General features: G+C 68.2%; 18 protein-coding genes. 13 read left to right on the top strand and 5 right to left on the bottom strand.

The features are described from left to right. Positions 1 to 20 precede the first annotated feature (20 nt). The gene (locus ACFQZQ_RS02650) at positions 21 to 1,319 is read left to right on the top strand and encodes an NAD(P)/FAD-dependent oxidoreductase (RefSeq protein ID WP_386811643.1); all 1,299 of its coding nucleotides are present in this window, start codon (positions 21 to 23) and stop codon (positions 1,317 to 1,319) included. Between the two features lie 194 nt (positions 1,320 to 1,513). On the opposite strand, the gene ACFQZQ_RS02645 is transcribed toward ACFQZQ_RS02650, so the two are convergent. From ACFQZQ_RS02645 to ACFQZQ_RS02635, 3 genes are read right to left on the bottom strand one after another with little or no spacing between them, the layout of a single operon-like run. Then, positions 1,514 to 2,722 carry an acetyl-CoA C-acyltransferase gene (locus tag ACFQZQ_RS02645; RefSeq protein WP_386811126.1) on the bottom strand — a complete coding sequence of 403 codons (1,209 nt, stop codon included), beginning with the start codon at positions 2,720 to 2,722 and terminating at the stop codon, positions 1,514 to 1,516. A 25-nt stretch (positions 2,723 to 2,747) separates the two neighbouring features. Further along, positions 2,748 to 5,123, bottom strand: coding sequence for a 3-hydroxyacyl-CoA dehydrogenase/enoyl-CoA hydratase family protein (locus ACFQZQ_RS02640; protein WP_386811125.1), 2,376 nt, complete (start codon positions 5,121 to 5,123; stop codon positions 2,748 to 2,750). 39 nt (positions 5,124 to 5,162) lie between these two features. Beyond that, complete coding sequence (locus ACFQZQ_RS02635) at positions 5,163 to 5,783, bottom strand: TetR/AcrR family transcriptional regulator (RefSeq protein ID WP_386811124.1); 621 nt, start codon at positions 5,781 to 5,783, stop codon at positions 5,163 to 5,165. 223 nt (positions 5,784 to 6,006) lie between these two features. On the opposite strand from ACFQZQ_RS02635, the gene ndk reads away from it, so the two are divergent. The 11 genes from ndk (at position 6,007) to ACFQZQ_RS02580 (ending at position 16,974) form a co-directional block, all read left to right on the top strand. Continuing rightward, positions 6,007 to 6,432 (top strand): nucleoside-diphosphate kinase, encoded by a 426-nt coding sequence (gene ndk / locus ACFQZQ_RS02630; RefSeq protein ID WP_386811123.1) that lies wholly within the window; start codon positions 6,007 to 6,009, stop codon positions 6,430 to 6,432. Between the two features lie 3 nt (positions 6,433 to 6,435). After that, the gene (rlmN, locus tag ACFQZQ_RS02625; protein WP_386811122.1) at positions 6,436 to 7,704 is read left to right on the top strand and encodes a 23S rRNA (adenine(2503)-C(2))-methyltransferase RlmN; all 1,269 of its coding nucleotides are present in this window, start codon (positions 6,436 to 6,438) and stop codon (positions 7,702 to 7,704) included. A gap of 67 nt (positions 7,705 to 7,771) precedes the next feature. Beyond that, complete coding sequence (gene pilW, locus ACFQZQ_RS02620) at positions 7,772 to 8,557, top strand: type IV pilus biogenesis/stability protein PilW (protein WP_386811121.1); 786 nt, start codon at positions 7,772 to 7,774, stop codon at positions 8,555 to 8,557. Further along, the gene (locus tag ACFQZQ_RS02615) at positions 8,554 to 9,369 is read left to right on the top strand and encodes a helix-turn-helix domain-containing protein (protein ID WP_386811120.1); all 816 of its coding nucleotides are present in this window, start codon (positions 8,554 to 8,556) and stop codon (positions 9,367 to 9,369) included. The genes pilW and ACFQZQ_RS02615 overlap by 4 nt, the downstream gene beginning before the upstream one ends. Before the next feature lie 122 nt (positions 9,370 to 9,491). After that, entirely contained in the window at positions 9,492 to 10,121 is a 630-nt protein-coding gene (locus ACFQZQ_RS02610) for a YfgM family protein (RefSeq protein ID WP_386811119.1), read from the top strand. Next, on the top strand, positions 10,121 to 11,320 hold the full coding sequence (gene bamB, locus ACFQZQ_RS02605; protein ID WP_386811118.1) for an outer membrane protein assembly factor BamB: 1,200 nt from the start codon (positions 10,121 to 10,123) through the stop codon (positions 11,318 to 11,320). Before ACFQZQ_RS02610 ends, bamB begins: the two co-directional genes overlap by 1 nt. Positions 11,321 to 11,440: 120 nt before the next feature. Beyond that, positions 11,441 to 12,841: a ribosome biogenesis GTPase Der gene (gene der / locus ACFQZQ_RS02600; protein ID WP_386811117.1), complete on the top strand. Its 1,401-nt coding sequence runs from the start codon at positions 11,441 to 11,443 to the stop codon at positions 12,839 to 12,841. A gap of 119 nt (positions 12,842 to 12,960) precedes the next feature. Continuing rightward, the gene (gene mobA, locus ACFQZQ_RS02595) at positions 12,961 to 13,554 is read left to right on the top strand and encodes a molybdenum cofactor guanylyltransferase (protein ID WP_386811116.1); all 594 of its coding nucleotides are present in this window, start codon (positions 12,961 to 12,963) and stop codon (positions 13,552 to 13,554) included. Then, on the top strand, positions 13,551 to 14,768 hold the full coding sequence (locus ACFQZQ_RS02590; protein ID WP_386811115.1) for a molybdopterin molybdotransferase MoeA: 1,218 nt from the start codon (positions 13,551 to 13,553) through the stop codon (positions 14,766 to 14,768). The genes mobA and ACFQZQ_RS02590 overlap by 4 nt, the downstream gene beginning before the upstream one ends. 30 nt (positions 14,769 to 14,798) lie before the next feature. After that, the gene (gene moeB, locus ACFQZQ_RS02585) at positions 14,799 to 15,932 is read left to right on the top strand and encodes a molybdopterin-synthase adenylyltransferase MoeB (protein WP_386811114.1); all 1,134 of its coding nucleotides are present in this window, start codon (positions 14,799 to 14,801) and stop codon (positions 15,930 to 15,932) included. Positions 15,933 to 15,969: 37 nt separating this feature from the next. Further along, positions 15,970 to 16,974, top strand: coding sequence for a DUF2272 domain-containing protein (locus ACFQZQ_RS02580; RefSeq protein WP_386811113.1), 1,005 nt, complete (start codon positions 15,970 to 15,972; stop codon positions 16,972 to 16,974). Between the two features lie 13 nt (positions 16,975 to 16,987). On the opposite strand, the gene ACFQZQ_RS02575 is transcribed toward ACFQZQ_RS02580, so the two are convergent. Together ACFQZQ_RS02575 and ACFQZQ_RS02570 are read right to left on the bottom strand one after the other, a co-directional pair. Then, the gene (locus ACFQZQ_RS02575) at positions 16,988 to 17,761 is read right to left on the bottom strand and encodes an alpha/beta hydrolase (RefSeq protein WP_386811112.1); all 774 of its coding nucleotides are present in this window, start codon (positions 17,759 to 17,761) and stop codon (positions 16,988 to 16,990) included. 7 nt (positions 17,762 to 17,768) lie between these two features. Then, positions 17,769 to 18,077, bottom strand: coding sequence for a DUF1244 domain-containing protein (locus ACFQZQ_RS02570; protein WP_386811111.1), 309 nt, complete (start codon positions 18,075 to 18,077; stop codon positions 17,769 to 17,771). 159 nt (positions 18,078 to 18,236) lie between these two features. Here ACFQZQ_RS02570 and folD point away from each other — a divergent pair, with 159 nt between their 5' ends. Beyond that, positions 18,237 to 19,124: a bifunctional methylenetetrahydrofolate dehydrogenase/methenyltetrahydrofolate cyclohydrolase FolD gene (gene folD / locus ACFQZQ_RS02565; RefSeq protein ID WP_386811110.1), complete on the top strand. Its 888-nt coding sequence runs from the start codon at positions 18,237 to 18,239 to the stop codon at positions 19,122 to 19,124. Positions 19,125 to 19,139: the final 15 nt, after the last annotated feature.

Here is a 19,139-nt window from a genome sequence, read left to right as displayed (position 1 = left end):
TGCCAGGCAGCCAGGCGCGTATGTCGAGCCCCTTGATGAGCTACTACCAAGCCTTGACTGCCGACTCGGTGCGCGCCGGCCACGCTGCCCTGCGTGGCAGCAGGCAGGTCGCAGTCTGCGTAATCGGCGGCGGCTTCGCCGGCCTGAATACCGCATTGGGCCTGGCCGAGCGCGGTGTGCGCGACGTGGCCGTGCTGGAAGCGCAGGAGGTCGCGTTCGGTGCGTCGGGACGCAACGGCGGGTTCGTATTTGGCGGCTTCTCTCGCGGTGAAGATGCGTTGCTGCGCGAATTGGGACCGCAACGCGCGCGCGCGCTCTACGCGGGCACGACCGACGCGGTCGAATTGATCCGCCGCCGCGTTTCCACCTACGCAATTGATTGCGATCACCGCGAAGCGGGGGTGATCTGGGCCAACTGGTTTCGCGATCCCGAGGTGCTGCGAGCCCGGCAGCGCCTGCTGGCGGAACATTTCGGCGTGCACTGGGAGTGGATGCCGAAGGCACGGATGCGCGAACTGGTGCACAGCGCGCGCTACCACGACGGTTTGTTCGAGCCGTCCGCGCTGCATTTCCATCCCTTGCAGTACGCGCGCGGAATTGCAGCCGCAGCGATGAGCCGCGGGGTGGCGATCCACGAGCACAGCCCTGCGATCACACTGGAAAGGAGCGGCGCCGGCTGGCGCGTGCGCACGCCCGAAGGCGAAGTAGAAGCTGCCCAAGTCGTGCTCGCCTGTGGTGGCTACCTCGCCGGCCTGCGCCGCAAGGTCGATGCGGGCGTCCTGCCGATCGCCACCTACGTGATGGTCACGCAACCCCTCGATGGGCGTCTGGCCGAAGTGTTGTCCACCCAGGCCGCGGTCTACGACACTCGGTTCGCCTTCGACTACTACCGGCCGCTGCCGGACACGCGGCTGCTGTGGGGCGGGCGCATCTCGGTGCTCGAGCGTTCACCGGAGGCGGTCAAGCGGCTGCTCTATCGCGACCTGCTCAAGGTGTTTCCGCAACTCGACGGGGTACGGATCGAACACGCCTGGGCGGGGCTAATGAGCTATGCCCGCCACCAGATGCCGCAGATCGGGCGGATAGACGAAGGATTGTGGCTGGCGCAGGCGTTCGGCGGCCACGGGGTGGCGCCGACCACGTTCGCCGGCGAAGTGATCGCCTCGGCCATTGCCGAAGGCGACCGCCGCTGGCAGGAGTTCGCCGACTACCCGCTGGTGTCGGCGTTGAAGCCGGCCGGATTCGTGGGCGCGCAACTGAGCTACTGGTGGGCGGAATTCCGGGACGGCTGGAAGGACTGGCGCGAACAACATCCCTGAGCCGCCGGCAGAAAGAGGACGGCGCCCACAGGCGCCGTCGTCTTTCTTACATGGCTGGCGCTAGAGCGCTTCGAACACGCCCGCCGCGCCCATCCCGGTGCCGATGCACCTCGTGACCGCGCCGTGGTGGACCACTCCAGTCCGGATATGCATCGCGCCGCCGCGCGCCGCGTGCGATCCGTCGCGTCGATGCATTAAAGCGCCTCGAAGATGCCGGCTGCACCCATGCCGGTCCCGATGCACATGGTGACCATTCCATACTTCTCATTCCTCCGACGCATCCCATGCACGATCGTCGCGGTGCGCACCGCACCGGTTGCGCCCAGCGGATGGCCTAGCGCGATCGCGCCTCCCAGCGGATTGACCTTGGCCGGATCGAGGGCCGAATCGCGGATCACCGCCAGCGCCTGCGCGGCGAAGGCTTCGTTGAGTTCGATCCAGTCGATCTGGTCGCGGGTCAGGCCTGCCTGCTTGAGCGCCTTCGGGATCGCCGCGATCGGGCCGATGCCCATCACCTCCGGGCGCACGCCGGCGACCGAGAAGCTGACGAAACGTGCGAGCGGGGTCAGACCGTAGTCCTTGACCGCCTGCCCGGACGCCAGCAGCACCGCGGCGGCGCCGTCGCTCATCTGCGAGCTATTGCCGGCGGTGACGCTGCCGCCGAACTGGCCGTTGCGGAAGACCGGCTTGAGCTTGGCCAAGCCTTCGATCGACGAATCCGGACGCGGGCCCTCGTCGGTGTCGACCAGCGCCTTCTTCAACCGGATCGCGTTGCCGGCCAGATCGGGCAGGTGCGAAACCACTTCATACGGCGAAATCTCGTCCTGGAACTCGCCGGCCTGGATCGCCGCGATCGCCTTCTGGTGCGAGGCGAGCGCGAACGCATCCTGGTCCTCGCGCGAGATCTTCCATTCCTCGGCGACCTTCTCGGCGGTGATGCCCATGCCGTAGGCGATCGCGACGTTCTCGTTGTTCGCGAACACGCTCGGGCTGAGCGCGACCTTGTTGCCCATCATCGGCACCATCGACATCGATTCGGTGCCGCCGGCCAGCATCAGGTCGGCGTTGCCGAGGCGGATCTGGTCGGCCGCGAGCGCCACGGCCTGCAGGCCCGACGAGCAGAAACGGTTGATGGTCTGCGCGGCGATCGTGTTCGGCAGGCCGGCCAGCAACAAGCCGATACGCGCCACGTTCATGCCTTGCTCGCCCTCGGGCATCGCGCAGCCGATGATCGCGTCGTCGATGCGGCTGACGTCGATGCCCGGGGCCTGCGCGATCACGCTGCGCAGCACGTGCGCGAGCATGTCGTCGGGGCGGGTGTTGCGGAACACGCCGCGCGGCGCCTTGCCCACCGGGGTGCGGGTGGCGGCGACGATGTAGGCGTCCTGGATCTGCTTGCTCATGAATAATGTCCTGTGTCGTCGTCGCTTAGTTGCGGAGCGGCTTGCCGGTCTTGAGCATGTGCGCGATGCGTTCCTGGGTCTTGGGCATCTGCGCCAGCGCGACGAAGTGCTCGCGCTCCAGTTTCAGCAGCCACTCTTCATCGACCAGCGAACCGCGATCGACTTCACCGCCGCACATGACCGTGGCGATGCGGGTGGCGATCTCGTAGTCGTGCTTGGAGATGAAATAGCCCTCCAGCATGTTGACCAGCATCATCTTGAAGGTGGCGATGCCGACTTCGCCGGCGACCTGGATGCGGCGGGCGGGCAGGGGCGGACGGTAGCCGCTTTCGGCCAGTGCGCGCGCCTGGGCCTTGGCCACGTGCAGCAGTTCGAAGGCGTTGAATACGATGCCGTCGCTGTCGCGGGCGAGCTTGAGCTCCTTCGCCTCCACGGCCGATGCCGAGACCTTGCCCATCGCCACGCTTTCGAACGCGGTCTTGAGTTGCGCGAACACGTCGCCGCCCGGACCGGCGGCCTCGGAGGCGCGAACCGCGAATTCCTTCAGGCCACCGCCGGCCGGCAGCAGGCCGACCCCGGCCTCGACCAGTCCTACGTAGCTTTCCAGCGAGAACACGGTCCTGGCCGCGTGCATCTGGAACTCACAGCCACCGCCGAGCGCCAGGCCGCGCACCGCCGCGACCACCGGCACCTGCGCGTACTTGATGCGCTGGCTGGTGGCCTGGAAGTTGGCGACCATTGCCTCGAATTCGGCCAGCTTGCCCGCCTGCAGCGCGCCCAGCGCGCCAGCCAGGTCGGCGCCCGCGGAGAACGGCTCCTTCTGCTGCCCGATCACCAGGCCGGCGAAGTCCTTCTCGGCGCGCGCGATGGCTTCCTGCAGGCCATCGAGCACGGCGTCGGACACGGTGTTCATCTTGGTCTTGAAGCCGACCACGGCGATGTCGTCGCCTTCGTCGACCCACATCCGCACGCCGTCGTTCTCGAACACGCTGCGGCCCTGCGAGAACTTCTCGCCCAGCAGCGCATCGGGGTAGCGCTGGCGCGCGTACACCGGGTTGGCCGAGCGCGGCACCTTGGAATTGCGGCACGGACTGTAGCTTCCCTCGGTGTTGTGCACCCCGTCGCGGCCGTCGAACACCCAGTTCGGCAGCGGCGCGCTGCTCATCGCCGAGCCCGCGACGATGTCCTCGGCGATCCAGTCGGCGACCTGCTTCCAGCCGGCGGCTTGCCAGGTCTCGAACGGCCCCATCGACCAGCCGTAACCCCAGCGGATCGCCAGGTCCACGTCGCGCGCGGTGTCGGCGATGCTCTCCAGGTGGAACGCGCTGTAGTGGAAGGTGTCACGGAAGCAGGCCCACAGGAACTTCGCCTGCGGATGCGCGCTGGCGCGCAGCGCGGCGAACTTCTTCGCCGGGTCGCGCTCCTTCAGCAGTGCGGCGACCTCAGCATCGAGTTCACCGGCCGAGGCACGGTAGTCCTGCGCCTTCAAGTCCAGCACCAGGATGTCCTTGCCGCGCTTGGTGTAGATGCCGGTACCGGTCTTCTGGCCGAGTGCGCCTTTCTCGATCAGCGCGGCCAGCCACTTCGGCGCCTTGAAGTACGGGTGCCACGGGTCGTCGGGCAGCGTGTCGGCCATCGTCTTGATGACGTGGGCCATGGTGTCCAGGCCGACCACGTCCGCGGTGCGGTAGGTCGCCGACTTGGGCCGGCCGACGGCCGGGCCGGTCAGCGCGTCGACGGTGTCGAAGCCCAGCCCGAACTGCTCGGTGTGGTGCATCGCGGCCAGCATGGAGAACACGCCGATGCGGTTGCCGATGAAGTTCGGGGTGTCCTTGGCGATGACCACGCCCTTGCCGAGGGTGGTGACGAGGAAGGTCTCGAGGCCTTCCAGCACGGCGGCATCGGTGGTCTTGGCCGGGATCAACTCGGCCAAGTGCATGTAGCGCGGCGGGTTGAAGAAGTGCACGCCGCAGAAGCGGTGGCGCAATTCCTCCGGCAGCACCTCGGCCAGCTTGTTGATGCCCAGGCCCGAGGTGTTGCTCGCCAGCACCGTAGTGTCGGCGACGAACGGCGCGATCTTCTTGTACAGGTCCTGCTTCCAGTCCATCCGTTCGGCGATGGCCTCGATGATCAGGTCGCAGCCGCGCAGTTGCTCCAGACCGGTTTCATAGTTCGCCGCGACCAGTCGCTCGCCGAGCGATTTGCTGGCGAGCGGGGCGGGGCTGAGCTTGCCGAGGTTCGCGATGGCCTTCTGCACGACCCCATTGGGGTCGCCTTCCTTGGCCGGCAGGTCGAACAGCACCGTGTCGACGCCGGCGTTGGTGAGGTGGGCGGCGATCTGTGCGCCCATCACGCCGGCGCCAAGGACGGCGGCGCGACGCACCAGTAGTTTGTTAGACATGCTTCCCAAGTCCTTGTAATTAAATAGTTCTGTTGTCAATCAGCTCTTGAAGCCCGCGGCCGCGAAACGGATCAGTTCGCGCGCCGCGCGCTCGCGATGGGTCGCCTCGCTGACCCCCGACGGGCGCTTGATCAGGCCGAAGTCCGCCATCGCGTAGGTCAGCGATCCGGCCAGGAAATCGAGGCGCCAGTACAGCTCCTCCTTGCTCAGGCCCGGCATGCAGACAGCGATCGCCTTGGCGAAATCGCGCAGCACGTGGCCGTAGTGGTCGGACAGGAACTTGCGCAGGCCGTCGTTCTTCTCGGCGTAGGCGCGGGCCACGACGCGCACGAACGCACCGCCGCCGTGGCGGTCCTGGGCCATCGCCAGCGCGGGTTGCACGAACGCGGCCAGGATCGGCTCCAGTTCGCCGGGATGGGTTTCGGTCGCGACCTTCAGTGCCGCCAGCCGCTGCGCGGTCATTTCGTCCATGCGCCGGCGGAACACCTCGTTGACGAGATTCTCCTTGCTGCCGAAGTGGTAGTTAACCGCGGCGATGTTGACGTCGGCGCGGCTGGTGACCTGGCGCAGCGAGGTGCCGGTGAAGCCGAACTGCGCGAACAGTTCCTCGGCGGCGCCAAGGATCCGGTCCTTGGTCGAGAAGTGGGCGGTGGAGGCCATCGTGGGTTCCTGGGTGACCGCGTGAATCAAACGCTTGTTTGATGCTAGCCCCGGGCATCTGAACCGTCAACGGATCCGAGGCCGGAGAAGCTGCAAAACCCCGCGCCAATCCGTTAGAATTACCGTAGCCATATCGGCTAAACCCGTGTCCTGACACGGGTTTTTCTGTTATTCTCGGGCGCGAACTTTGTTGTTCAGCGGCCCGCCTACCCGGAGAAATTCCATGGCGCTGGAGCGCACCCTGTCCATCATCAAGCCCGATGCCGTCGCCAAGAACGTCGTGGGCGAGATTTACACCCGTTTCGAGAAGGCCGGCCTCAAGGTCGTCGCCGCCAAGATGAAGCACCTGTCCAAGCAGGAAGCCGAAGGCTTCTACGCCGTGCACCGCGAGCGCCCGTTCTTCAGCGCGTTGGTCGAGTTCATGATTTCCGGTCCGGTGATGATCCAGGCGCTGCAGGGCGACAACGCCGTGCTCAAGCACCGCGACCTGATGGGTGCCACCAACCCGAAGGATGCCGCGCCGGGCACGATCCGCGCTGACTTCGCCGACAGCATCGATGCCAACGCCGTGCACGGTTCGGACAGCCTGGAGAACGCCGCGAACGAGATCGCGTACTTCTTCCCGAGCACCGACGTTTACGCCCGCTAAGCCATGACCACGACACGCGACAACACGATCGATATCGCTGTTCTTGACGGCAGCTTCGCCGACGAGGCGACGCAGGCGGCCGTGCGCGTGTCGAACCAACTGGCTTTCCAGGCAGCAGGCAAGACCGCGTCGGGGTCGGACAAGACGAACTTGTTCGACCTCGATCGCGTTTCGCTCGAGAACTTCTTCGAGGAGAAGCTCGGCGAGAAGCGTTTCCGCGCGCATCAGGTGATGAAGTGGATCCACCACCGCTACGTCACCGATTTCAACGACATGACCGACCTGGGCAAGGTGCTGCGCGCCAAGCTCGAGCTGCACGCGGAAGTCCGCGCACCGATGGTCATTTTCGACAAGGCGTCCAGCGACGGCACCCACAAGTGGCTGCTCGGCATGGATCCGAAGAACGCCATCGAGGCGGTGTTCATCCCCGACAAGGGCCGCGGCACGCTTTGCGTGTCGTCGCAGGTCGGTTGCGCGCTCAATTGCCAGTTCTGCTCGACCGCCACGCAAGGCTTCAACCGCAACCTGTCGACCGCCGAGATCATCGGCCAGGTCTGGGTCGCGGCGCGACACCTCGGCAACGTCCCGCACCAGCAGCGCAAGCTGACCAACGTGGTGATGATGGGCATGGGCGAGCCGCTGATGAACTTCGACAACGTCGTGCGCGCGATGAGCATCATGCGCGACGACTTGGGCTACGGCTTGGCCAACAAGCGCGTGACTCTGTCGACGGCCGGCATGGTGCCGATGATCGATCGGCTGGGTGAAGAGAGCGACGTCTCGCTCGCGGTGTCCCTGCACGCAGCCAGCGACGAGCTGCGCACCGAACTGGTGCCGCTCAACAAGAAATACCCGATCGCCGAACTGATGGCCGCCTGCCAACGTTACGTGCAGCGCAAGCCGCGTTCGTCGATCACCTTCGAGTACACCCTGATGAAGGGCGTCAACGACCAGCCGGTGCATGCGCGCCAGTTGGCACGGCTGATGCGCCAGTTCGATAACGCGGTGCAGATGAAGGACGCGGGCAAGGTCAACCTGATCCCGTTCAACCCGTTCCCTGGCACGCGCTTCGAGCGCTCGACCGAGGAAGACATCCGCGCATTCCAGAAGCTGTTGCTGGATTCGCACGTGCTGACCATGGTCCGACGCACTCGGGGCGACGACATCGATGCCGCCTGTGGTCAGCTTAAGGGGCAGGTGATGGACCGCACCCGGCGCCAGGCGGATTTCCGCAAGACACTGCAGTCCCAAGGAATCGACGATGCTGCGTGATCGGCCCGCCAGCGAGGGCGCCGGCGAGCATTGGGTTCGCTCCGGGTGCCTGGGTTGGCTGGTCGCGATGGCGGTATTGGCCGGGCTGCTGATGGCCAGCGGCTGCAGCCGCCTCGACTTCATCCGGCCAGATACGTCGCGCAAGGGCTTCGAAAGCACCGCGCCGGAGATCAACCTGAAGCGCAAGCGCGGGGGCAACGCGCTCGCGCACGTGCAGCTCGCGCAGCAGCGGCTCGCGGCCGGCGATCTGGCGGGTGCCCAATCCGCGGCCAAGCAGGGGTTGAAACTCGACCCGCGCTCCGCCGACGCCCACACCGTCATGGCCTTGGCGTTGGATCGTGTGGGCAAGCCCGCGGATGCCGGTGACCACTACCGCCGCGCCGCCGAGCTGGCGCCCGAGCGCGGCGGGACCCTCAACAATTACGGCACCTGGCTGTGCAGCAACGGCCGTGCCGCCGAATCGCTCGCCTGGTTCGAGCAGGCGCTGGCCGCACCCGGCTATGCCACCCCGGGTGCCGCGCTGGCCAATGCCGGCGCCTGCGCCATGCAGGTCGGCCAGAACGCGCGAGCCGAGCGCGACCTGCGCCGCGCGGTCATGCTGGATCCCGACAGCCCGGTTGCCCTCGGGGCCTTGGCGGAGCTGGAGTTCAAGGCCGGGCGAGCCTTCCAGGCGCGGGCGTTCTCCGAGCGTCGGCTCGCCGTGGCGCCGGCAGATCCGCAGACGTTGCAGCTTGCGTCACAAATCGAACAACAACTCGGCGACAACGCTGCAGCGGCGAGATACGTTCAGCGAATAAGGGCGGAGTTCCCGGACACGCGGGGCTTCGAAACAGGGGAAGGTGGCAAACCATGATGCAGTCGAACCAGATCGCGCCCGGCGACGGCGCTGGTTGTGGCCTGCTCCTCCAGCAGGGCCGGGAAGCTGCCGGGCTCTCGCTCGAGGACGTCTCGGCGCGACTGAAGATGCCGGTACGGGTGGTGCAGTCGTTGGAATCCGAGGATTGGACCACGCTGGGCGCGGCGGTATTCGTCCGCGGGCAGCTGCGCAGCTATGCGCGCCTGCTCGGAGTCGACATCGAATCGCGGCTCGCGCAGGCCGCCGTCGCGTCGGTCACACCTTCGGCCCTGGTCAGCCATACCCACACGCCGCGCTACCGGCGAATCGCCGAGCAGGCTGCACGCCGCGCCATCTATATCGCGATCACCGCCGCCATTGCGGTGCCGGTGTGGATGGGCATGCGCCCGCACCTGGCCAACAACGAGCTTGCGGTGCAATCGCTGGAGATGCCCGCAACCACGGTCACCGAACCCGCTTCCGACGCCGTGCAGGCCTCGGCCAGTGCGCAGCGCACGCCGCTGATCGCGTCGATGGCGTCGCTGCCAGCGCAGGACATCGCACAACCGGCACTGCGGTTGAAGTTCACCGGCGACAGCTGGGTACAGGTTTTCGCCGCCGATGGTCGAGCGATCGAACAGGGTGTGCTCGCTGCCGGCCAAACCCGCAGCTACGCCGCCGGCGAAGTGGCGCGGCTGGTGTTGGGCAATGCCACCGCCGTGCAGGTCCTGCAGGCTGGCAAGCCCGTCGACCTGGCGCCGTTCAGCCGCGCGAACGTGGCGCGCTTTACGCTATCCTCTGACGGCTCGCTCGCGCCGGTCCTCGACTGACCCGCGTCGCGGGTCTGCGCAACCCCGCTGGTCCGCATCGTGGACCAGGCCCGAATTCTCCAGCCCTGCCGACCGGCGGGGCGGTATCGTTTTTGCAGCTTCTTTTCTATGGTGGCCAATCCATGGCGTTAGACGATCCCCTCGACGAACACGAGCAAAGCGAACAGGTCCTCGAATGGCTGCGGCGCAACGGCGCCGGCCTGATCGGGGGCATTGTCCTGGGGCTGGCCGCGATCGGCGGCTGGAAATGGTGGCAACAGCACCAGGTCAACCAGCAATCCGCGGCGGCGGCGCACTACCAGCAGGCGCTGGACGCGATCGCCGCCGGGGACGCGCAAGCCGCGAGCAAGGTCAAGTCGCTCCAGGCCGGGCTGTACCGCACGCTGGCGTCGCTCGAGTTGGCCAAGGCGCAGGTCGCCCTGAACCAGCGCGATGCCGCGATTGCGACCTTGCGCGCGCTCAAGCCGGCCGAGCCGGCGATCGCCGCGATCGTCAACGAGCGCCTGGCGCGCCTGCTGATCGACGCCAAGCAGGCTGATGCCGCGCTGAAGCTGGTGGCCGCCGCCAATACTTCGTCCGCGCTGGAAGTCCGCGGCGACGCCCAGTTCGCGCTCGGCCAGCGCGAGGAAGCGCGCAGGACCTACCAGCAGGCGCTGACCAAGCTCGACGTCGCATCGCCGCACCGTCGCCTGCTCGAACTCAAGCTCACCGAGGTGGGCGGCACGCCCACCAAGCCCGAGGCCCAGTCTTGATGAATGCACTGAAGAACTCCGCGACCCCGCTGTTGCTGCGTACCTCGACCGTGCTGCTGTGCGCACTCGCGCTGGGCGGCTGCTCCACGATGCGCGGCTGGTTCGATGGCAAGAAGGACGACGGCAAGCCCAACGAACCGGCCAAGCTGACCGACATCACCCCGTCGGTCGCCGTCTCCAAGCTGTGGTCGGCCAATGCCGGCAAGGGCGAAGGCCGGTTGGGCGCACGCCAGGGTCCGGTCGTGGCTGACGGCCGCGTCTATGCGGCGGCGGTCGAAGGCGGCGTGCGCGCGTTCGACCTGCAGTCCGGCAAGGCTGCATGGCACTACGCAAGCGAGTTGCGCCTGTCCGGCGGCCCCGGCGTGGGCGAGGGACTGGTCGCGATTGGCTCGCTCGACGGTGACGTGATCGCGCTCGACGCGGCCAGCGGTGCCGAGAAATGGAAGGCCAAGGTCAACAACGAAGTCATCGCCGCCCCGGCGATCGGCATGGGCATGGTGTTCGTGCGTTCCAACGACGGCCGTGTCAGCGCGTTCGACGCCGCCAGCGGCGAGCGCCGCTGGTTCTGGACGCGCGACGTGCCGACCTTGTCGGTGCGTGGCAACGACGCGCCGGTGCTCGGTCCGGGCTTCATCTTCGTCGGCAACGACGACGGCACCGTCAGCGCGCTGGGCGCGACCGACGGCCGTCCGTTGTGGGACCAGACCGTGGGCCAGGCCGAAGGCCGCACCGAGCTGGACCGCATGGCCGACGTCGACGGCACGCCCGTGCTCGACGGCACCATGCTTTACGCCAGCAGCTTCAAGAACCAGACCGTCGCCATCGACGCGCCCAGCGGCCGTCCGGCTTGGGTCAGCGATCACGGCGGTGCCGGGCGGGTCGGCGTGGGCAGCGACCGCCTGGTCGTTTCGGATGCGGCCGGCGCCGTGTTCGGCCTCGACAAGGCCGGCGGCACCGCGTTGTGGCAGCAGCCCGCGCTTGCGCGCCGCCAGCTCACCGCCGCGGCGGTGCAGGGCGACTACGCGGTGGTCGGCGATTTCGACGGCTACCTGCACTGGCTCAAGCTCGACAACGGCGAACTCGCCGCGCGCTCGCGCGTGGGTGGCAAGGCGCTGCGCGCCGCACCGGTGGTCGCCGACGGCGTGCTGGTGGTCCAGAACGTCGAAGGCGAGTTGAGCGCGTTCCGCCTCGGGCAATAGTCCAAAGGCGGGAGCGGGGAACAGGGAACAGGGAATGGAGCGATCGGCGTTTCCGCGTTGCTCCTCGATTCCCGGTTCCCTGTTCCCGTTTTTCATTCCCGCATTTATTTGGATCACAACATGCTTCCGCTCGTCGCGCTCGTTGGTCGTCCCAACGTCGGAAAATCCACGCTGTTCAACGCGCTGACGCGCAGTCGCGACGCCTTGGTCCATGACCAGCCCGGCGTGACGCGCGACCGCCACTACGGCGTCTGCCGGCCCGAGGGCATGCGCCACTTCGCGGTCGTCGACACCGGCGGCATCGCCGGCGAAGACGAGGGCCTGGCCGGCGCGACCGCGCGCCAGGCCCGCGCCGCGGCCGAGGAGGCCGACCTGGTGCTGTTCATCGTCGACGGCCGCGAAGGGGCGTCGACCATGGACGACGACATCCTGGCCTGGCTGCGCAAGACCGCGAGGCCGACCATGCTGGTCATCAACAAGACCGACGGCATCGACGCGCAGGCGGCGATCAACGATTTCGCGCGCTACGGCATCAAGGACGTGCTCGCGGTGTCCTCGGCGCATCGCCAGGGCATCGACACCCTGCTCGAGGACGTGGTCGCCCGGTTGCCGGAAGAGGGCAGCTCGGCGCAGCTCGACAGCGACCCGTCGCGGATCCGCGTGGCCTTCATCGGCCGGCCGAACGTCGGCAAGTCGACCCTGGTCAACCGATTGCTGGGCGAGGAGCGGATGATTGCCTCGGAAGTGCCCGGCACCACCCGCGACTCGGTCGCGATCGACATGGAGCGCGACGGCCAGCTGTACCGGCTGATCGACACCGCCGGCGTGCGCCGCAAGTCCAAGGTCGAGGAGGCGGTCGAGAAGTTTTCGATCATCAAGACCCTGCAGGCGATCGAGCACTGCCAGGTCGTCGTGGTCATGCTTGATGCCGGCGAAGGCGTGACCGACCAGGATTCCAGCGTGCTCGGCTATGCGCTGGATGCCGGGCGCGCCCTCGTTGTCGCGCTCAACAAGTGGGATGGCCAGACGGATTACCAGCGCCAGCAGGCCGAGTCGTTGCTGGAACGCAAGCTCAGCTTCGTCGACTGGGCCGAACGCGTGCGCATCAGTGCCAAGTTCGGTTCGGGCCTGGGCGAGTTGTTTAAGGCGGTGCATCGCGCGCATGCCTCGGCCACGATCGAGATCGGCACCAGCGAGGTCACCAAGGCACTCGAGATCGCCTACGAGACCAACCCGCCGCCGGTGGTGCGTGGCCACGTCGCCAAGCTGCGCTTCGCCCATCCCAGCGGCACCAACCCGCCGACGTTCGTGGTCCATGGCAACCGCCTGCGCACCCTGAGCGAGAGCTACAAGCGCTACCTCGAGAATTTCTTCCGCAAGCGCTTCAAACTGGTCGGCACGCCGATCCGGTTCTTCTTCAAGGAAGGCGTGAACCCGTACGAAGGCAAGAAGAACGTGCTGACCGACAAGCAGGTCGCGAAGAAGCGCCGCCTGATCCGGCACGTCAAGCGCGGCAAGTGACGCGTTAGCCCGCGTGTAATGCAAGCGGCTTTGCCAATGCGTCATGCCCGCGAAGGCGGGTATCCAGCGACTTTGCTTGCGCCCTCGCGGGAATGACGAGCCAAGAGGCGCGTGCCGACGTGACACCTATCCCAACGCTCTCGAGCATCACCCTCGGCATCCTCGCCGGTGGCCGCGCCACTCGTCTGGGCGGTCTCGACAAGGCCTGGCTGCAATGCGGCGGGGAGCCACAAGTGCTGCGCTGGCAGCGCCGCTTTGCGCCGGAGACCGCCGCTACTCTGATAAGCGCCAATCGCGAATCATCGCGGTACGTGGGAGCGGGGTTGGAAGTCGTAGCCGATCGACGCTCCAGCGACCTCGGGCCACTTGCAGGACTCGACGCTCTGGCGGCCGTATGCCGCACACCGTGGTTGCTGACGATCCCGGTCGACCTGGTCGGCGTCAACGACTGCCTGTTGCCCTCGCTGATCGCCGGCTCGTCGGCCAACGGCGCCTACGCCCACGACGATGACGGCCCGCAGCCGCTGGTGGCGTTGTGGCGCGTGGCGAGCTTGCGCGAGGCCGCCGACGCGGCGATCGCCGCGGACCGCGCGGCGGTGCATGCGCTGCAAGCCGAGCTCGGCATGGCTTGCGTCCGCTTCGACGGCGTACGCTTCGGCAATCTCAATACTCCCGAAGACCTGGCTGCTGCCGGCGTCGTGCCCGCGCCATGAACGAGTTTCCGGCCAACCTGTTGCTCGACGATGCCCTGGCGATCGTTCGCGAGGTCACCGCAGCACACCGGCTCGAAACCGAATCGCTGGCCGTGCCGCGTACGCACGGGCGCGTGTTAGCGCGTGACGTGCATGCGTCGCTGTCGCTGCCGCCGTTCGACAACAGCGCGATGGATGGCTTCGCGTTGCGGCATGCGGACCTGCGCGCCGAGGCGACCTCCCTGCGGCTCGTCGGCGAGCAGTTCGCAGGCCCGGCACTCGGGTTTTCCCTCGCCAGCGGCGAGTGCCTGCGCATCACCACCGGCGCGCCGCTGCCAACAGGCGCAGACACGGTGGTGATCAAGGAAAACGCCCAGACGGACGGCGACACCGTCATCGCACCCGGCAATACCCCGCGAGGCGCGAATGTGCGTCGCGCCGGCGAGGATGTCCGCGCTGGCGACCAGGTGCTGAGCGCAGGGCAGGTGTTGACGCCGGCGCGGGTGTCACTGGCCGCCTCGCTGGGCCTGCCGTCGCTGGAGGTCGCGCGTCGGCCGACGGTCGCGGTGTTCACCACCGGCGACGAACTGGTCGACGCCGGCCTGCCGTTGGCGCCCGGGCAGATCTACGACAGCAACCGCGACCTGCTGTTGGGCCTGTTACGGGCGGATGGCCTCGAACCCACCGCGTGGCCGCGCCTGCCGGACGACCCGAAACAGGTGGAGATCGCGCTGCGCGATGCAGGCTGCGCGTTCGACCTGGTGATCACCTGCGGCGCGGTGTCGGCGGGCGAGAAGGACCACATCCCGGCCGTGATCGCGCGGTTCGGCCAAATACATTTCTGGAAGGTGCGCATGAAGCCGGGCATGCCGCTGCTGTTCGGCAGTCTCGACCAGGCGCGTTTCCTCGGCCTGCCGGGCAATCCGGTCTCGGTGCTGGCCACCTACCTGACCGTCGGCCGGGCGCTGATCGACGGCTTGCAGGGCCGCAGCGAACCCCGGCCGGCCTGGCGCGCGCGACTGGCGGCACCGGTCGACAAGCCGCATCCGCGCCGCGAGTTCCTGCGCGCACGGCTGGACAGCGGCGACGACGGCGCGCTGCACGTCGTCCCGAATCCCGCCACCGGTTCGCATCGCTTGCGCGCCGCAGCCGAATCCAACGCCTTGATCGTGGTGCCGGAAGGGCCGCAACGGCTGGCGGTGGGCGACGTCGTCGACGTCATCGCCTACGCCTGAGGCGGCGGGCGAAGGGGCGATAATGCCGCCATGAGCATCGAACAGATTTCCCCCGCCGAGGCACTGCAGCGCCAGCGCTCCGGCGCGGTGCTGGTCGACGTGCGCGACTCGCACGAACGCGTCAGCGGTTTCGCGACCGGCGCGCTCGCCATCGCCAGCAGCGAACTGGTCGCCGATCCGCAGACGGCACTGCCGCGCATCGAGGCCGAGGTAGTGCTGATCTGCGAGCGCGGCGGCCGTTCGCTCAAGGCCGCGCAAGCGCTGCACGCGGCCGGCTATCGCCGGTTGGCCTCGGTCGACGGCGGCACGGCGCGCTGGATCGCCGAAGGCCTGCCGACCTCGCGGCCCGGCGGCGAGGTCGACCTGGATTTCCACGAGCGCTACTCGCGCCACCTGCGGCTGCCCGAAGTGGGCGAAGCGGGGCAGCGCAAGCTGCAGGCCGCGCGCGTGGCGATGGTGGGCGCTGGTGGGTTGGGTTCACCGGCGGCGTACTACCTCGCCGCCGCCGGGGTCGGCACCTTGGTTTTGGCCGACGACGACGTGGTCGATCGCAGCAACCTGCAGCGGCAGATCCTGCACACCGAGGCGCGCATTGGCATGCCCAAGGTCGAGTCGGCGCGCATCGCGCTGTCGGCGCTGAACCCGCGGGTGGTCGTCGAGGCGTTCGGCGAACGCATCAGCGCCGCCAACGTCGAGCGCCTGATCGAGGGCGCCGACGTCGTCGTCGACGGGGCCGACAATTTCCCCGCGCGCTACCTGCTCAACGATGCCTGCGTGAAGCTCGGCAAGCCGCTGGTCTATGGCGCGGTGCATCGCTTCGAAGGCCAGGTCAGCGTGTTCGACGCCGGCCGCCGCCGTGGCGTGGCGCCGTGTTACCGCTGCCTGTTCCCGCAGCCACCGCCGCCGGAGGCCGCGCCCAACTGCGCCGAGGCCGGCGTGCTGGGCGTGCTGCCCGGCGTGATCGGCCTGCTGCAGGCCACCGAAGCGATCAAGCTGATCCTCGGCATCGGTGACCCTTTGGCTGGTCGCCTGCTGCACTTCGACGCGCTGGCGATGCGGTTCCGCGAAACCCGCCTGGGTGCGGACCCGGACTGCGCTCTTTGCACGCCGCTCACGCCGTTTCCCGGATATAGCGACTACGCGGCCTTCTGCGCCGCCCGTTGAGTCGCCCCCAGTGCATCGGTCGGCGAGGGGAGGACCGATGCTGCGATTCGTGATTGGCCTGTTGTGCCTTGCCGCCGCCACCAACGCCGTGGGCGCGGACGTATGCCCGCTGCTGCGCAGCCAGCAGGCGGCGCCCGATGCGGCGACCCGGATCGCCGCGGTGGCCTGCAGCGAGCACCTGCTCTGGTACCGGCCGTTCATCGACACGGCCGGCCGCCTCGCCAGCACCTCGGTGTCCGAGGCCGAGGCCAGCCGACTCGATGACGGTGGCACGCTGGCGTGGCAGCGGGTCGCCAGCTATTGGCGCGACAGCGGCCTGCTGCCGCAGATGGCCGGGGTTGCCGGTGCCCCGGAATGCGGATACGCCGGGTCCGACCACTATGCCGCGACCCAGTGCCGCAGCTTCGTGCTCGACCAAGCGTGGTCGGCGGCATTCATCAGTTGGGTCATGCGCCGCGCGGCGCTGCCGGGATTCCGCGGTTCGGCCAGCCACGTCGACTACGTGCGCGACGCCTACCTGCGCCCGGACGAGAGCGCTTTCGTGTATCTCGATCCCGCCACCACCCGGCCCGCGACCGGCGACTTGCTGTGCTACGTGCGCATGCCTGAGCGGGTTCTGGGCTACGAAGGCCTGCGGCAGGCGCTTGGCAACGACGATCCACAGGGCCTGCCGATGCACTGCGACGTCGTGGTGGCGGCCAATCCGGGCAATGACGGCACGGCATACCTGGTCGGAGGCAACGTCCAGCAGGCCGTGACGATGCGGCTACTGCCGCTCAATCGCGGCGGCCTCTTCTGGTCGCTGCCGCGACGCGCGGAGGTGGATCCGGATTGCAGCCCGGACACCGCAGCGGCCTGCAACCTCAGTCGCCAGGACTGGGCGGTGCTGCTCAAGCTCAAGCCGGCGCAGGGGCTTGCGGGGCTCGCGCCGCCGCTGCCGATCCTGTCCTCGCGAGTCCAGGCGCAGCCGGCGTGCTGCGTGAACTGTGTCGTTGGCGCCGTACCGCCGGTGCCGCGCTGTCCGAAGCCGCCCGTGCCGTGAGGCGGCATTCCCGTCACTCGACGAAACCGCGCAGCGCCTCCCCGAAGCGGGGGTCGTCGCCGACCGTGTTGTGACCGGCCGCAGGCAACTCGATGACCTGCGGCGGCGTGGCCAGCGACGCAATGAGCCGGTTGGTGTTCGCGGCCGGGATCACCTCGTCGCGGCCCGCGCGGATGACCAGCACCGGGCCGCGGTACTCGGCCAGCCAATCGGCTGCGTCATAACGATCCTTCATCAGCCTCCTCACCGGCAGCCATCGATAGTGGGCCTGGGCGACGTCGGCGAGGCTGTCGAAGGGCGTGATCAAGGCCAGCCTCGCCACCGGCCGTTGCGAGGCGAGGTGCCCCGCCACGCCGCTGCCCAGGCTGCGGCCGATCGCGATGATCCCAGCGCCAGGGTGGCGGGCCTGCACCGCATCGAACACGGCCAGCGCATCGGCCAGCAAGGCCGCTTCAGTGGGCGAGCCGTCGCTGGCGCCGAAGCCGCGGTAGGCCACCAGGTAGGTGCTGTGCTCGGGGAACCAGCGCGCGAAGTCCTCGCGCATCCCCTCTATCGATTCTGCGTTGCCGCCGAAGTACACGATCGCGCCGGGCTGCCCCCGATTGACGACCCAGCCCCTGAGCGTCACGCCGTCGCGGCGCAGCGCGAAGTCGGTACGCTCCGGCTCGACGCGGGTGGACTGCGGGAAATACACCAGCTCGCGCTGTTTGGCATACATCCAGCCACATAGCGCGAGATAGGCCAGCGCGACCGTGCCGACGATGGACAACGCGGCCTTGAGCAGCATCGCGGCGTCAGTGCCGGTCGCGCCGCGCGGCCTCGAACGCCGCCAGTTGCTCCGGGGTCGCCTCAGCCTGGTGCTGCGCTTTCCATTGCCCGAACGGCATGCCGTAGACCGCCTCGCGCGCCTCGTCGCGGGTCATCGCGATGCCGCGGGCGTCGGCCGCTTCGCGGTACCAGTCCGAGAGGCAATTGCGGCAGAAGCCGGCGAGGATCATCAGGTCGATGTTCTGCACGTCGGGGCGCTCGTGCATCAGGTGCTGCAGCAGGCGGCGGAACGCGGCCGCCTCGATCTGGGTGGTTTCGAAATCGGTGTCGGTCATGGCGGCGGGACTCGCGGGTGGAGCGGGGCGGGGGTCGGGCAAGAAGCCCAGTCTGGCCGGGTAGCGCGTGCAGCGACCGACCTCGATGGGCTGTCTCGATAGGTGATCTCGATAGGCGATAATGCGCGGCCCCGACTTTAGCGCAGGCCCGCAGACCGCATGACGGCTTCCACGCCCCCCGCCGCCAACGCACGCATCCTGGACGGCAAGCGCATCGCCGAGGACCTGCTCGACAACCTCAAGGCGCGGGTCGACGCCCGGGTGGCGGCTGGCAAGCCGCGGCCGGGCCTGGCGGTGGTATTGGTGGGCAGCGATCCGGCATCCAGCGTTTACGTGCGCAACAAGCGTCGCGCAGCGCAGAAGGTCGGCATCCGCGCGATCGACCATGACCTGCCCGCCGATACCTCCGATGCGCAGTTGCTGGCGCTCATCGACCGGCTCAACGCCGATCCCGAGGTGCACGGCATCCTGGTGCAACTGCCATTGCCCGACCGCCGCGACGCCACCGGGCTGATCCACCGCATCGACCCGGGCAAGGACGTCGACGGCTTCCATCCCGAGAACGTCGGCCACCTCGCGTTGCGCCAGTTCGGGCTGAGGCCGTGCACGCCGCGCGGGATCACCACGCTGCTGGCCTACACCGACCGCCCGGTGCGTGGCGCCAGTGCGACCATCGTCGGCGTCAGCAACCACGTTGGCCGGCCGATGGCGCTGGAGCTGCTGATCGCCGGCTGCACCGTGACCAGCTGCCACAAGTTCACCCCGCCGGAGGTGCTGGAAGCCTCGGTACGCGGCGCTGACATCTTGGTCGTCGCGGTCGGGCGCCCCGACCTGATTCCCGGCGAATGGGTCAAGCCCGGCGCGGTGGTCATCGACGTGGGCATCAACCGACTCGACGACGGCCGCCTGGTCGGCGACGTCGGCTTCGCTGCCGCCGCTGAACGCGCCTCCTGGATCACGCCGGTGCCGGGCGGGGTGGGGCCGATGACGGTCGCCACCCTGATGCAGAACACCCTGGAAGCGGCCGAGGCGAGCGAGCTGGCGTAGGGCGGGTTTCAACCC

The organism is Lysobacter koreensis (assembly GCF_042677045.1).
Lineage (GTDB): Bacteria > Pseudomonadota > Gammaproteobacteria > Xanthomonadales > Xanthomonadaceae > Lysobacter_K > Lysobacter_K koreensis.
The sequence above is the reverse complement of the archived record's forward strand: the minus strand, read 5'-3'. Positions and strand labels throughout refer to the sequence as shown.

Excerpts from the sequence above, each read along its gene's own strand:
- ACFQZQ_RS02645 (WP_386811126.1), bottom strand. The coding sequence starts at position 2,722 with ATGAGCAAGCAGATCCAGGACGCCTACATCGTCGCCGCCACCCGCACC.
- ACFQZQ_RS02610 (WP_386811119.1), top strand. The coding sequence starts at position 9,492 with ATGGCGTTAGACGATCCCCTCGACGAACACGAGCAAAGCGAACAGGTC.
- moeB (WP_386811114.1), top strand. The coding sequence starts at position 14,799 with ATGAGCATCGAACAGATTTCCCCCGCCGAGGCACTGCAGCGCCAGCGC.
- der (WP_386811117.1), top strand. The coding sequence starts at position 11,441 with ATGCTTCCGCTCGTCGCGCTCGTTGGTCGTCCCAACGTCGGAAAATCC.
- folD (WP_386811110.1), top strand. The coding sequence starts at position 18,237 with ATGACGGCTTCCACGCCCCCCGCCGCCAACGCACGCATCCTGGACGGC.
- rlmN (WP_386811122.1), top strand. The coding sequence starts at position 6,436 with ATGACCACGACACGCGACAACACGATCGATATCGCTGTTCTTGACGGC.
- ACFQZQ_RS02575 (WP_386811112.1), bottom strand. The coding sequence starts at position 17,761 with ATGCTGCTCAAGGCCGCGTTGTCCATCGTCGGCACGGTCGCGCTGGCC.
- ACFQZQ_RS02635 (WP_386811124.1), bottom strand. The coding sequence starts at position 5,783 with ATGGCCTCCACCGCCCACTTCTCGACCAAGGACCGGATCCTTGGCGCC.
- bamB (WP_386811118.1), top strand. The coding sequence starts at position 10,121 with ATGAATGCACTGAAGAACTCCGCGACCCCGCTGTTGCTGCGTACCTCG.
- ACFQZQ_RS02615 (WP_386811120.1), top strand. The coding sequence starts at position 8,554 with ATGATGCAGTCGAACCAGATCGCGCCCGGCGACGGCGCTGGTTGTGGC.
- ACFQZQ_RS02650 (WP_386811643.1), top strand. The coding sequence starts at position 21 with ATGTCGAGCCCCTTGATGAGCTACTACCAAGCCTTGACTGCCGACTCG.
- ACFQZQ_RS02580 (WP_386811113.1), top strand. The coding sequence starts at position 15,970 with ATGCTGCGATTCGTGATTGGCCTGTTGTGCCTTGCCGCCGCCACCAAC.
- ACFQZQ_RS02640 (WP_386811125.1), bottom strand. The coding sequence starts at position 5,123 with ATGTCTAACAAACTACTGGTGCGTCGCGCCGCCGTCCTTGGCGCCGGC.
- ndk (WP_386811123.1), top strand. The coding sequence starts at position 6,007 with ATGGCGCTGGAGCGCACCCTGTCCATCATCAAGCCCGATGCCGTCGCC.
- pilW (WP_386811121.1), top strand. The coding sequence starts at position 7,772 with ATGGCGGTATTGGCCGGGCTGCTGATGGCCAGCGGCTGCAGCCGCCTC.
- ACFQZQ_RS02570 (WP_386811111.1), bottom strand. The coding sequence starts at position 18,077 with ATGACCGACACCGATTTCGAAACCACCCAGATCGAGGCGGCCGCGTTC.
- ACFQZQ_RS02590 (WP_386811115.1), top strand. The coding sequence starts at position 13,551 with ATGAACGAGTTTCCGGCCAACCTGTTGCTCGACGATGCCCTGGCGATC.